We start from the raw sequence: 13198 nt of genomic DNA, 5'->3' as shown, positions 1-13198 counted from the left end.
TCGTATGACAAACATCCCCAGGATCGGAGCGCTGGCCGTTGTTTTGCATCAGGGCCAAGTCCTGTTGGTGCAACGCAGCAAACAGCCGGATGCGGGCCTGTGGGGGTTTCCTGGCGGCCATGTCGAATGGGGTGAAACCGTGCTGCAGGCTGCCCAGCGCGAGCTGCTGGAAGAAACCTCGGTCACCGCGCACCCATCTTACTATCTGGACAATCTGGACCTGCTCCGATGGAACGATGAGGGTCAGGTCATTTCGCATTATCTGCTGGTCGGAGTCGCATGCACGTATCAGTCGGGCGAACCAATCGCCGGTGATGACGCGCTGGATGCACGTTGGTTTTCCATCGACCAGATACGAGGCGAAGACCTGCCGATGAGCGATCGGGTTGTCGATCTGTTAGAACAGGCTTTGCGCGCAAGTTAAGCGCCTACCCGAGCCCTCAAGCGCACATAAATCAGACCTGACATCACCACGCTCAAAATCACGATTGGGATCGCTCCGGCAAGAAACGCGCCAAGGCCCATTTGCAAAACGGCTGCGCCGTCTTCACCGGAATATAGGCCCGACAACAGCCCGACCGGCGCGTCTGACATCATGGGCCAGACCATCGTCAAACCGAACCAGACCATCAACACCAGACCGGTTCCGGCAAGCGCCCCCTGAACCACCCGATCCGGGGCGCGCATCGCACGGCGCATCGCTGTCATCGGACGTGAAACGTCGTTCAGAATGGCAAGCAAGGCAGGCACAAGAACCAGAACCAACAACATCCCGAACCCAAGCCCATAAACCAGCGTAATGACGGTTGGTTTCAGGAATTGCGCCTGTTGCGAACTTTCATACAGCAGCGGCGTCAAACCCAGAACTGTTGTCAGTGTCGTTAGCATCACAGGCCGCAACCGGTCTGCCGTACCTTCGACAATGGACGGCACCAGACCACGTTCCTGTTGGTAGCCGTCAATGGTGGTCACAAGAACGATTGAATCGTTGATGATAATCCCTGTCATGCCCAGCAGGCCGACAACCGTAAACATACTCAGCGGCACGCCCCAGATGTAATGCCCCCAGATTGCGCCGACCAATCCGAATGGAATGATGGCCATCACCACCAATGGCCTGCTCCAACTGGCGAAGACCCAGGCCAGTACCAGATAGATTCCAGTCAGACAGAGGATCAGACCTGTGGCCGCCTCGGACAGGAACTCATCCTCTTGTTCGCTCAGACCCGCCACACGCCATTCCACCTGCCGTTCCGAGGCAATCTTCGGCAGGATTTCTTCATTCAGGGCGCGCTCGATCTCGGCCGCGCGTGCGGGATCATCTTCGGAAATGTCCCCGTTCACCGAAATAACCCGCAGACCATTTTCGCGCCGAACCGTCGAGAACCCAGATTTACGCTCGACTGAAACGATGTCGGCCAGCGGCACATAGACCCCGTCCGGCGTCCGCATCAACGTTCGCTCCAGGAAGTCTGCGGTCAGTTCACCTTCAGGCAGCTCTACGCGTATCTCTGCGCTGCGTGGTCCATCCGGGAAGGTCGCGGCCTCGATCCCGTTCAAGCGGTTGCGCAGCACACGGCCCAGTGTTTCAATCCGAAAGCCCAGCGCCTGACCCTGCGCGGTCAGGTCCAGAATGTACTCTTCTTTGTCATAAGCCAGATTGTCTTCCAGTGCCGAAACCTCGGTGTATTTCGACAGTTCGGTTTGCAGGTCCTCGGACGCGGCCTTGAGCGTGTTTACGTCAGCGCCATAAAACTGCACGTCAATCGCATCCCCGCCAGGACCCGAACGCCAGCCACGGAAGGTCAGCAATTCGACCTTGGGATGGCGCGGTACGAAATCCTGCAACTCTCCTACAAACTCGAAACTGGAATAGGGGCGCAGGTCGGCATCGATCAGTTCGATGGAAATACCACCCAACAGGTCTTCGTCTTTGCCTTCGGCTGCGGACAATCCAAACCCGGCGCTGCCGCCGACCTCGGCCAGAACATAGTCAATTGGGTTGCGACCATGGCGTTCTTCGTAGATCTGGCCCAGTTCATCCGTTGCGCGCTGCAATTGTTGCATCATCTCAAGCGTATCGGACCGGGTCGCTCCTTCGGCCATGATGAAATTGCCGGTGACCGAGCCTCGTTCAGGCGCATTGAAGAAGCGCCAGTTCACGTCGCCGCGAATGAACAGGGCAATCTGGCTGGCAAGAATCACAACCATCAGTGCCACGACCACGTATCGCGCCCAGATAACCCATGCGATGAGTGGTCGGAACAGGTGGTCACGCACCCATCGGAAACCCCGGTTGACCACGCGGTTGGGTAGGTCGTACCAATGTTCCTTGGCAGAATGCGCAATGGCATGTGCCATGTGGTTTGGCAGGATCAGAAAACACTCGATCAGTGAAGCGATCAGGACCGCGATCACTGTGAAGGGAATGTCGCGGATCAATTCGCCGAACCGGCCGCCAACAAGGGTGAGACCGAAAAAGGCAATTACCGTTGTGACGGTGGCCGCAAAGACCGGCATCGCCATGCGACGGGCGGCGCGTTCGGCGGCGACCACCGGGGGTTCGCCCAGACGGCGCGCGCGAAAATCGGCGTGTTCCCCGACAACGATGGCATCATCAACAACGATGCCCAGTGTGATGATCAGGCCGAACAGGGACACCATGTTGATCGACAGACCACCGAGATACATCAGTGCAATGGCTGCCGACATCGCCACGGGAATTCCTGCCGCAACCCAAAATGCGATCCGGGCGTTCAGGAACAGAAAGAGCAGGCAGACAACCAGCCCCAGCCCCACAAGACCGTTGTCGATCAGGATATCCAACCGGTCCGTAATAGCCTGTGCTCGGGTTCGGATCAGCTCAACCGTGACCCCTTCGGGCAGGCTGGCCTGCATCTCGGCCACGACGTCCTCGACCGTGTGCTGGATGTCAATTGCATCGCCTTGGTTCGATCGGTCAACCCGAATGGACATGGCCGGGTTGTCGCCAACAAAATAGCTTCGGTTGCGGTTGACCCCTTCAACACGGATCTGCGCCACGTCACCAACAAACAGCTTTGATCCATCAGCAAAACTGCGCAGGGCAATTCCTTCTATTTCTTCAGGTGTCCGTTTTTCTGCACCCGTCCGAATACGAGCATTGGCACCGGTCACATCCCCAGCCGGGCTGGCATTCACCTCGGCGGATATGGCAGTTGCGATGTCGGACATCGCTATATCATTGGCAATCAATTGTGCTGTTGGCACCTCGACCACAACACGAGGGGCTGCAATCCCCCGGATCGTCGTGCGCGTGACCCCTACTGCGAACAATCGGTTTATCAATTCATCCGTGAAGTTCGCCAACTGATCAGGCGCGACTGGGCCAGTCACGACCACATCGGTCACCCGATCGCGCCAGGCACCGCGCCGGATCGAGGGCTCTTCGGCATCTTCAGGCAGGTTGGTTACCCCGTCGACAGCCGTTCTGACCTCTTCCACAGCGCGGGACATGTCCCAGTTGGGCTCGAACTCCAGCCTGATGCGGGCAGACCCTTCTCGGGATGTTGTATCGGTGCTGGCCACCCCTTCGACCGCCAACAACGCGGGCTCCAGAACCTGGACGATGCCATTGTCTACATCCTCGGGACCTGCGCCGTCCCATTCGACGCTGACATCAACCCGTTCAAGAATGACGTCCGGAAAGAACTGCGCCCGCATATTGGGGATCGCGGCAGCACCCAGAACCAGCATTACCAGCAGCAGCAGGTTCGCGACGGTGCGGTGTCGGGTAAAGTAGCTTAGAAGGCCACCCGCCGCGCCGGGTATCTCGCGCATCATGGCGCCTAGCCCCCTGCCCGGTTTTCAATACGCCGCACTAAAGAGACGGGGACTTTCGCCTCGCCCAGTTGACCCAACACCTGCGTTTTGACGTCCCGGGGCATGCCTTCGCTGGCTTCAACCTGCGCGACCAGTTCCGCGCGTTTGGCATCCGTCAGCTCCACCATTTCAGCGTCGGCGCTGGCCTCAATCCGCAGGGGGCGCACGCGCACGCCCGCACCCAATAGGGGCGTTCTGCCAATGACAACCTCGCGCCCGTCCAACCCTTCACCGCGCAGCAGCACTTCGTCGCCTTGTCTGCGGATCAACAGCACGGGCAAAGCCTCAAGCCGGTCATCTGCACCAAGCACCAGGACCGATCCTGAAGCGTCGAGAACGGAAGAGGGCAGACGCACAACCGATTCCAGTGGTTGTTCCTGCACGGTCACCGTCACGAAATCACCCGGCTTGAATCCAGAAGCGCTGTCCAGACGGGCATAGATCAACCGTCCGGTCTGCCCTTCACCTGCCGAGCCGCTGTCGCGGCTGATACGTCCCGTTGCCGCCAGATCAGTGCCAGTGACTTCTAATGACACCGCAACAAGGGCGTTCATCAACGCTCCGTTGTCGTCCAAAAGCCGGACATACTGTGCGGTCGACACCCGAAAGGCCACTTCCAGCGCATTGGGGTCTACCAGTTCGGCCAGTTTTTCATTGGCCGCCACCAGCCGTCCTTCGACAAGGGTCACATCCGTCAGCGTTCCACCAAAACCGGCGCGAATTGTCATGTCGTCCAGATCGCGCTCGGCGGCCTCCAATGCGATCCGCGCGCGTGCCAGCAAAGTCGTCGCCTGATCCACCCGGGATTCCGCCTGTGCCAGAGCGATACGGCGTGCCAGCACGGATTGCTGGGCCGATGCAGCCGTCAGCTCGGCCTCTTCGACGCTTGCGGTCGCCCCGACGCCCCGGGATTCCAGATCTCGTTGTCGCTGCAGGGCCCGCTCACGAAGGTCCGCCTGCGCTTCGGCGGACTTCAGTTCGTCCTGCGCCAGCAGCAGGGAGCGTTCAGCATCTCTTTCTTCGAATTGCGCATCCAGCAGATCGGACTTGGCGCGATCCAGCGCAGATTGCGTATCCGCCGGATCAAGTTCGACAAGAACTTCGCCTGCAGTCACCGACCCGCCATCTTCAAAATCTTCGGCAAGGGAAACCACACGTCCGCCAAGGGCCGCGCGCAGTTCCAGGCGGCGGCGACTCTGCACCTCGCCAAAGGCCTCCAGATAGGGGGTAACGGTTTCCAGTTCAGCGGTTCTGAGTGTGACGGCGAACACACGTTCACGTGCTTGCGGCTGTGTTTTGTCACGTGTCAGCACATCCTGCATCGCGCCAACGATCATCTGAACGGCAACAAACAGCAGGGCCAGCGTCAGGGACGCCAGAAAGACACCGACAATACTCTGCCGTAGAAATCGCATTAATTATTCACCCCGGTTGCGTCAGGCTGCCTTCCGCAAGATGTAGCTGAAGCCGGAAAAATGCCAAGCCACAATGCGGTTACAAGGTATTGAACGTACGACCAGTCTACTTCCGTCGCAGATGTTCGTCCAATCTGGGCATTATCTCTACAAAATTGCAGGGGCGGTGCCGATAGTCGAACTGTTTTTCCAAAATGCCATCCCAGGCATCTTTGCAGGCGCCGGGGCTGCCGGGCAGCGCAAACAGATAGGTTCCGCCAGCCACGCCACCTGTTGCGCGGGATTGTACCGCCGAGGTGCCAATCTTCTCCATCGACAGGATGGTGAAGACGGTGCCGAACGCTTCGATTTCTTTCTCGTAGACATCTCGATGGGCCTCTACCGTCACATCGCGGCCGGTCAGTCCTGTTCCGCCGGTCGAGATCACGACGTCAATTTCCGGGTCGGCAATCCAGATGCGCAGTTGATCAGCGATCTGCCCACGCTCATCCTGAATGATTTTGCGATCTGCGATCTGGTGACCTGCAGCCTGAATGCGGTTCACCAATGTCTGGCCCGAGCGATCTTCGTCCAAATTACGCGTGTCAGATACTGTCAAAACGGCGATACGGACGGGGATGAACTGCAGGGACTCGTCAATGCGCGACATGTGGTGTCAGACCCTTTCCATAATGGCCAGCCGGATCGCCAGAGCGGTGAAAATGCCGCCGGTGATCCAGCCCAAGATACGTGAGGCGCGCGGGTTCGAGATCAAGACCTTTCCTGCGCCACCGGCAAAGATGCCAACCAGACCGTTCACCACAAACCCGCCCAGCGCGATAATGATCCCGAAGGTCAGAAATTGCAGCAGAATCGATCCGGCAGCGGGATCAACAAATTGGGGAATGAAGGCCAGAACAAAAAGGATGACCTTGGGGTTGGTCAGGTTCACGACCAGCCCATCCCTATACGCAAACCGGGTTGCTTTGGCCGGCCCGTTTGCGGTTACAGCCCCGTGTCGGATGACACCCCAAGCGAGATACAGCAAATACGCGACGCCCATCCAACGGATCACATCAAACAGCCAGGGCATTGCAGCAACGGCTGCGCCCAGCCCAAGCCCTGCGAGCAGCACCTGAACCAAGGATCCCGTCGAGATACCGGCGCTGGCGGCAATGGCAGATTTTCCACCTGACCGAAGCCCCTGACCAAAACAGAACATCATATCTGCCCCAGGCGTGAAATTCAGCGCCAAAGCCGCAGGTATGAAAGCCAGAAAGGTGACCGTCTCAATCATGAGGTAACCTCGAACCAATTCACTTTCGGACCAAGGTTGGCGATATGCGTTCGGCCGATCAAGCCGCGATAGCCCCAGCTGTCGTGAATATGGCCGCAGAAGGCAAAGCTCGGTTGTATCCGCTCGATTGCATCCCGCACAGCGACAGATCCAACAGACAAGCCCTGCGAAGTAGAGTCCCCGTGACCTTTGGGCGGTGAGTGGGCGATCAGGATATCAGCGTCATCGCACCGATCCAGCATCTCGGCAGCGTCCCCTTCGGTCAGATCACAGGACCAGTCACCAAAGGGCGTAACGGGTATTCCGTATCCAAGCCCAAACAGGCGCACGCCATCCAAACTCATCCCCGCCCCGTGCAACACATGCACGCCCTCAGGCACGGCGTCGCTCAGTTCTTCTGCACTTTCGGCATTGCCGGGAACCAGCACCAACGGAACAGAGATACCGGACAGCATCTGCATCGCCTCATCCAGACCCTGCCGCATATTGCAAAAATCCCCAGCCCCAATGACCAGATCCGCAGCCCCACTTGCCACAACAATGTCGGCAGCCCGGCTTCGCGCCATGTGCAGATCGGAAAAAGCCAGAACCTTCATCCGTTCCCTTTCAAATGCGCCTTGAGGTCCAGCAGATCCGCCCAAGCTTGCCGCTTCATCTGAGGTTGACGCAGCAGATATGCGGGGTGGAACATCGGGATAACCGGCAGGTCCATCGCTTGGTCCCACTGCCCACGCAACCGCGTGATGCCGCGTTTGCCCAACACGGCCTGACAACTGATATTGCCCATCACCACCAACACATCGGGCTTTGCCAACGCCACGTGCCGCTCCAGAAACGGCTTCATCATGCCGATCTCTTCAGGTTTGGGGTCTCGGTTCTGTGGCGGCCGCCATGGCAGAACATTGGTGATATAGACATTCTCGGTCCGGCTAAGGTCAATCGCTGCCAGCATCCGATCCAGCAACTGGCCGGCGCGCCCGACAAAGGGCTTGCCCTCGCGGTCTTCATCCCGCCCCGGCGCTTCGCCAATAATCATCACGCGCGCACCCGGCCTGCCATCGGCGAATACCAACTGCCGCGCGCCGCGTTTCAATTCACAATAATCGAACGCATCCATAACCGCGCGCAGTTGATCCAGCGAACCGGCGCCCTTGGCGACCGACTGTGCCATAGCAACAGGGTCCACCTGCGCCGGTTTGTCGGGCGTGGCTTGCGGTTGTTCGGGCTTTTTGGCCTTTGGTGTGGATTCAGACAGCGTGTATCGATCCACCGGGGCATCCCCGATCGCGTCGGTTGCACCCAGTTCGATCTGCCATTCCAGCAACGCCCGCGCGGTATGATAATCCATAGCCGATTCCATGCCGATCAATCTAACCACCTTTTGACTGAGGGAAAGCGAATTGGCCTTGCCTTGGCACTCGGTCGCACCGACCCTCAAGACAGTCATGCCACCAATTTTGCGAATCCTTCTGATAACACTTCTACTCACCGTCTCAGGCGGCGGGCTTGCTTTGGCTACGTTTCACGATACACACGGCCAATGCAGGGCCGGCCAGTTTCAATGCGGTAGCAGGTGCTGTTCGGTGGGGCAAAGGTGCAGTTTCGACGGGCATTGCATCCGAGCGGGTGGCACTTATTGCGGCGGAGGGCGCTCTTGTGGCCCCTTTGAACGCTGCGTTGCGGGTGGCACCCGCTGTGCACCAATCGGCGCGAACAAATGCACCTCTCGCCTTGATTGCCCCGGTGGCAGTTTCTGCAACGGGCGCGGCGAATGCGAACGTGTCGCACCCGAGTTTGACCCACGCCCTGCTACAAAATGTTCAGATGGGCTAACTTGCAGAGGTGGATCGTCATGCCTGCCCGGTGGCGGATGTTCCCGGCCGGGCTGGTTTTTATGTGAAGAAACCGGATCGCAATGTCGCCCCGGATTCAAATGTTCGCAGCATCAGGGATGCGTGCCGATCAGGGCCATAGACTGCGGATACGGAAAATGGTGCAAACCCGGCGAGCAATGTCGGCCCGAAGGTGGGTGCGAGACGCTGCCAGAACAGACAGAACCTTAGGTTGCCTCGGGACGCCTGACTTCCTATAAGCGGCCCGATTGTCGGACAGGAGCCCGCCCCATGCGTTTTGCCCATCGTCACCTTCTTGGCATCGAGCATCTGTCCCAATCCGATATCACCGCCATTCTGGATCTGGCCGAAAAATATGTCGATCTGAACCGCCAGTCGGCCAAGCACTCGGACGTGTTGGCCGGGCTGACGCAGATCAACATGTTCTTTGAAAACTCGACCCGGACACAGGCCAGCTTTGAGATTGCTGGCAAGCGGCTGGGCGCGGATGTGATGAACATGGCGATGCAGGCCAGCTCGATCAAAAAAGGTGAAACGCTGATCGACACCGCGATGACCCTGAACGCGATGCATCCCGATCTGCTGGTCGTGCGGCATCCGCATTCCGGCGCGGTGGATCTGTTGGCGCAAAAGGTGAACTGCGCCGTGTTGAACGCGGGCGACGGGCGGCACGAACATCCAACGCAGGCCCTGCTGGATGCATTGACGATCCGCCGTGCAAAAGGCCGCTTGCACCGTCTGAACATCGCCATTTGCGGCGACGTCGCCCATTCCCGCGTCGCGCGGTCAAACCTGATCCTGCTGGGTAAAATGGAAAACCGCATCCGCCTGATCGGCCCTCCAACGCTGGTGCCATCGCAGTTCTCGGAATTCGGTGCCGAGATTTACGACGACATGAACGAGGGCCTAAAAGATGTCGACGTGGTGATGATGCTGCGTCTTCAGAAAGAGCGGATGGACGGAGGCTTCATCCCGTCCGAACGCGAATATTATCACCGTTACGGGCTCGACGTCGCCAAGCTGGCATTGGCCAAACCTGACGCCATCGTCATGCATCCGGGTCCGATGAACCGCGGGGTCGAAATCGACGGCACTTTGGCCGATGACATCAACCGATCCGTCATTCAGGAACAGGTTGAAATGGGCGTCGCCGTGCGCATGGCCGCGATGGAGCTGCTGGCCCGAAATCTGGGTGAGGCCGCATGAGCGATCTGACAGTCTCTCCTCAGGAACACGGTGTGCTGCGTCTGTTTTCACTGGATATGCGTCCGGCGGAAGCAAAGTTCCTGCGTGAACCCAGCGCAGTTGATCAGGTGCTGGGGGTCGACGATCTGGACCCCGGCCAGATCGACATCTTCCCCATCTCGGATCTCGAGGATCTGGGGCTCTTCGGCTACCTGAACGATGGCTGTGGGGTGTCGGACGATCAGCTCAATTGCGACTCTCTGGATACCGTAGAAGGATGGGTGATGGTGGTGCGCAGCGCCGCATTCAAAAACCGAGCCGCCACCTTGCAACCAGACCCGCGCGTACATCTGATTGGCGTCTTTACCGAAGAAACCACGAACTGGACCGGCGGCGTGATTGAAACGGAAAGCGCAAAACCATATTCAGCCCCGCGTGCCGAAACAAATGATGGCGAGACAAGCCACCGCGTCGGATCTGCGGTTCTGGCGCTCGCCATATTGGTGATTGTTGGGGGTGCCCTATGGCTGATCCTGTAATCTTCCAAGCTGACAAAGGCGCCTATATCCGCACCAACACGTGGCTTGCTGCTGGCGCCATGGCGGCGGCCATGATCGTGCTTTGGCTGATCGGAAACCCATATGCCTGGACCGGCGCACCTGCCGGGCTTGCCGCCATCGGATTTCGCGCATGGTACTTGGCCTCGGAAGAATTGCTGGCCAAGTGGGAAATGACCGAAACAACCCTGGCCGGCCCTGGTCCGCGTTCAGTTGCGCTGGATCAAATTGAAGCGGTCAACGTTATGGGCAGCTTTGTTCAGGTCGTCACCAAGGGCGGCGACAAACACCTGATCAAGTATCAGGCTGACCCCGCCGCTACTAAAGCCACTATCGAAAGGGTGATGGGATGAGCGGCCAGAAAGAGTGGTGGCGTGATCAAATCCCTGACGGCGAGGAGGTTCTATGGGTCGGGCACCCGGATCAGGGTTTATTCCCGCCACGCATTGCATGGGTGTGCAAGGTCGCAATTGCCCTGATAGCGTTCGTCTGGCTGTCTAGTCCCTGGCTCATTGATACCGTGAGAGGCTTTTGGAAGATTTCTGCTTGTACCATTGGGTTTATGTTTGTTCTCTACGCAGACCGCTTCGTTCGATCACAACGCGTTTATGTTGTAACTTCGCTCAACGCCTTGGAGTTGAACAAAACCCTTAAATCAAAGCAGCTGAAAATCGACCGGTTCCTGACGTTCTCCCACTCACGCAGGAGACTGGCTTTTGGGCGCCACCCGTTTTTTTCATTTGATCAACTGTCCGATCCCGATGCCGCACTAAAGGCGTTGAGCCAAGCCCGAGAGGCCTCGACATGACCGCCATCGCTTTTTCCAATGCCCGCCTGATCAACCCCGAGGCTGATTCTGACACTGTCGGCTGGCTGCACGTTGTTGACGGTCGCATCAAAGCGCATGGCGAAGGTGAAGCACCGGAGTTGGACGCGGACCTTATTGACTGCAACGGAAAGTGTCTGGCACCCGGTATCGTCGATATCGGCGTGAAGGTGTGCGAACCCGGTGAACGGCACAAGGAAAGCTACAAGTCGGCAGGCCTTGCCGCGGCGGCAGGCGGGGTGACCACCATGATCACTCGCCCCGACACCAGCCCGCCTATTGATACACCCGAAACACTGGAATTCGCCACGCGACGCGCGCAGGCCGACACGCCCGTCAACGTCTTGCCAATGGCCGCGCTGACAAAGGGTCGCGAAGGGCGCGAGATGACCGAGATCGGTTTTCTGCTGGATGCGGGCGCAGTTGCGTTTACCGACTGTGATCACGTCGTTGCCAACACCAAGGTCTTCTCGCGCGCGCTGACCTACGCACGATCCTGCGGTGCTTTGGTCATCGCCCATCCACAGGAACCGGGCCTCAGCGCCGGAGCGGCTGCAACCAGCGGCAAGTTTGCGGCCTTGCGCGGGCTGCCCGCCGTTTCCGCTCGGGCGGAGCGTATGGGGCTGGACCGCGACATTGCCCTGCTGGAAATGACCGGGGCCGCCTATCACGCAGACCAGATCACCACAGCTCGTGCCCTGCCAGCACTTGAACGTGCCAAACGCAACGGGTTGGATATCACCGCCGGAACCTCGATCCACCATTTGACCCTGAACGAGTTGGACGTGGCCGACTACCGCACTTTCTTCAAGGTCAAACCGCCCCTGCGATCCGAGGAGGACCGGCAGGCTGTGATCGAGGCGGTCCGAACCGGTTTGATCGACACAATCAGCTCGATGCACACACCACAAGACGAAGAAAGCAAACGCCTGCCGTTTGAAGAGGCTGCCTCGGGCGCTGTCGCGCTGGAAACGCTCCTGCCAGCAGCGTTGCGTCTGTATCACTCGGATCAGTTGGACCTGCCTACACTGTTTCGTGCCATGGCGCTGAACCCTGCCAAACGGTTGGGGTTGGCAAGCGGTCGTCTCTCAGAAGAAGCTCCGGCAGATCTGGTGGTGTTTGACCCGGATGTCCCCTTTGTCCTGGACCGGTTCACGCTAAAATCGAAATCCCAGAACACGCCGTTTGACGGCCAGCGGATGCAAGGTAAAGTCGTTGCGACCTATGTTGCCGGCAAAGAAGTCTACCGGAGAGCTTGATGCCCTTGATCGACAGTACAACAACCCAACTGATCCTGTGGGCCGTTCTTGGCTACCTGATGGGATCCATCCCATTCGGCATGATCATCGCCAAGGTGATGGGTCTGGGCAACCTGCGGCAGATCGGGTCGGGCAATATCGGCGCCACCAATGTTTTGCGCACCGGAAACAAGGCTGCAGCTGCGCTAACCTTGCTGTTTGATGCAGGCAAAGGCATGGCTGCGGTGCTGCTGGCCCGTAGCTTTGCAGGCGACGATGCGGCGCAAATTGCGGCGCTGATGGCCTTTCTGGGACATTGCTTTCCGGTTTGGCTCGGCTTCAAAGGCGGCAAAGGGGTTGCAACCTTTCTGGGGATCTGGCTGGCGCTGGATTGGCGTGTCGGTGTCGCCTGCTGCCTGACATGGCTGGTTGCTGCCGGGTTCTGGCGGATCTCGTCCGTTGGCGCGCTTGGGGCGGCGGCTTTGTCAACGACCTGGGTGGTCTTGCTGACGGATGGATCGGCCTTCTTCCTTGGGATCATTCTGACAGTTCTGGTGTACTGGCGTCACAATTCCAATGTGGCCCGCATCAAAGCCGGAACAGAACCCAAAATCGGAAAATCGTGACGGCGTCAGAACATTTTCTGACAGCATTCCTCGCGTTGCCGCTTGGCACGTTCGCGGGGACCTCGGGGCTTCGGCGCTATGTTGTGACGCGGCAGGTTTTTGCCCAAGGCAGATCCCATAAACTTGTCGCGCATGAGCTTGGCGGCAACGACTATATCAGCCTGAACCTGTATCAAACCCGGAACAGCGGCGGGCTGCTGCGCCCTTGCGAAATGTCCGCATGCAAGGTGACCGAGTTCGTTACTGCACTTGAACCAGACACCTGACCGACCCTGCGTTTTTGAACACACTCTCTTCACTGCTGCACATTCACGATTGATTGCTTTGAACGTGATCCCACCGCTTCCCACCTGAGATTTTG

General features: G+C 58.6%; 15 protein-coding genes. 9 read left to right on the top strand and 6 right to left on the bottom strand.

The genetic code is table 11. From position 1 onward, the window contains the following. Positions 1 to 4 precede the first annotated feature (4 nt). Positions 5 to 424, top strand: a complete 420-nt coding sequence (locus D9K61_RS06065) for an NUDIX hydrolase (protein WP_120632352.1) — start codon at positions 5 to 7, stop codon at positions 422 to 424. Here the strand turns inward: D9K61_RS06065 and D9K61_RS06060 are convergent. The 6 genes from D9K61_RS06060 to D9K61_RS06035 form a co-directional block, all read right to left on the bottom strand. Continuing rightward, the gene (locus D9K61_RS06060) at positions 421 to 3822 is read right to left on the bottom strand and encodes an efflux RND transporter permease subunit (RefSeq protein ID WP_120632351.1); all 3402 of its coding nucleotides are present in this window, start codon (positions 3820 to 3822) and stop codon (positions 421 to 423) included. The two genes, D9K61_RS06065 and D9K61_RS06060, sit on opposite strands and share 4 nt — an antisense overlap. A 5-nt stretch (positions 3823 to 3827) precedes the next feature. After that, a complete protein-coding gene (locus D9K61_RS06055) occupies positions 3828 to 5276 on the bottom strand; it encodes an efflux RND transporter periplasmic adaptor subunit (protein ID WP_120632350.1) in 1449 nt (482 codons plus the stop codon). A 106-nt stretch (positions 5277 to 5382) separates the two neighbouring features. Continuing rightward, positions 5383 to 5925: a molybdenum cofactor biosynthesis protein B gene (moaB, locus tag D9K61_RS06050; protein WP_120632349.1), complete on the bottom strand. Its 543-nt coding sequence runs from the start codon at positions 5923 to 5925 to the stop codon at positions 5383 to 5385. Positions 5926 to 5931: 6 nt separating this feature from the next. After that, entirely contained in the window at positions 5932 to 6552 is a 621-nt protein-coding gene (locus tag D9K61_RS06045; protein WP_120632348.1) for a LysE family translocator, read from the bottom strand. Continuing rightward, positions 6549 to 7148, bottom strand: a complete 600-nt coding sequence (locus D9K61_RS06040) for a metallophosphoesterase family protein (RefSeq protein WP_120632347.1) — start codon at positions 7146 to 7148, stop codon at positions 6549 to 6551. The genes D9K61_RS06045 and D9K61_RS06040 overlap by 4 nt, the downstream gene beginning before the upstream one ends. Further along, entirely contained in the window at positions 7145 to 7912 is a 768-nt protein-coding gene (locus D9K61_RS06035) for a uracil-DNA glycosylase family protein (RefSeq protein ID WP_120632506.1), read from the bottom strand. The genes D9K61_RS06040 and D9K61_RS06035 overlap by 4 nt, the downstream gene beginning before the upstream one ends. Positions 7913 to 8058: 146 nt before the next feature. Here D9K61_RS06035 and D9K61_RS26865 point away from each other — a divergent pair, with 146 nt between their 5' ends. The 8 genes from D9K61_RS26865 (at position 8059) to D9K61_RS05995 (ending at position 13103) form a co-directional block, all read left to right on the top strand. After that, entirely contained in the window at positions 8059 to 8385 is a 327-nt protein-coding gene (locus D9K61_RS26865; protein WP_162946773.1) for a hypothetical protein, read from the top strand. Between the two features lie 290 nt (positions 8386 to 8675). Continuing rightward, a complete protein-coding gene (locus D9K61_RS06025) occupies positions 8676 to 9611 on the top strand; it encodes an aspartate carbamoyltransferase catalytic subunit (protein ID WP_120632345.1) in 936 nt (311 codons plus the stop codon). Continuing rightward, complete coding sequence (locus D9K61_RS06020) at positions 9608 to 10129, top strand: hypothetical protein (RefSeq protein WP_120632344.1); 522 nt, start codon at positions 9608 to 9610, stop codon at positions 10127 to 10129. The genes D9K61_RS06025 and D9K61_RS06020 overlap by 4 nt, the downstream gene beginning before the upstream one ends. Next, positions 10114 to 10500 carry a hypothetical protein gene (locus D9K61_RS06015; RefSeq protein ID WP_120632343.1) on the top strand — a complete coding sequence of 129 codons (387 nt, stop codon included), beginning with the start codon at positions 10114 to 10116 and terminating at the stop codon, positions 10498 to 10500. Before D9K61_RS06020 ends, D9K61_RS06015 begins: the two co-directional genes overlap by 16 nt. Continuing rightward, positions 10497 to 10955, top strand: a complete 459-nt coding sequence (locus tag D9K61_RS06010; protein ID WP_120632342.1) for a hypothetical protein — start codon at positions 10497 to 10499, stop codon at positions 10953 to 10955. Before D9K61_RS06015 ends, D9K61_RS06010 begins: the two co-directional genes overlap by 4 nt. Then, positions 10952 to 12232: a dihydroorotase gene (pyrC, locus tag D9K61_RS06005; protein ID WP_120632341.1), complete on the top strand. Its 1281-nt coding sequence runs from the start codon at positions 10952 to 10954 to the stop codon at positions 12230 to 12232. The genes D9K61_RS06010 and pyrC overlap by 4 nt, the downstream gene beginning before the upstream one ends. After that, the gene (plsY, locus tag D9K61_RS06000) at positions 12232 to 12837 is read left to right on the top strand and encodes a glycerol-3-phosphate 1-O-acyltransferase PlsY (RefSeq protein ID WP_120632340.1); all 606 of its coding nucleotides are present in this window, start codon (positions 12232 to 12234) and stop codon (positions 12835 to 12837) included. The genes pyrC and plsY overlap by 1 nt, the downstream gene beginning before the upstream one ends. Further along, a complete protein-coding gene (locus D9K61_RS05995) occupies positions 12834 to 13103 on the top strand; it encodes a hypothetical protein (RefSeq protein ID WP_120632339.1) in 270 nt (89 codons plus the stop codon). Before plsY ends, D9K61_RS05995 begins: the two co-directional genes overlap by 4 nt. The last annotated feature ends 95 nt before the right edge of the window (positions 13104 to 13198 follow it).

It is taken from the genome of Ruegeria sp. EL01 (genome assembly GCF_900313035.1).
Taxonomy (GTDB): domain Bacteria; phylum Pseudomonadota; class Alphaproteobacteria; order Rhodobacterales; family Rhodobacteraceae; genus Ruegeria.
The sequence above is the reverse complement of the archived record's forward strand: the minus strand, read 5'-3'. Positions and strand labels throughout refer to the sequence as shown.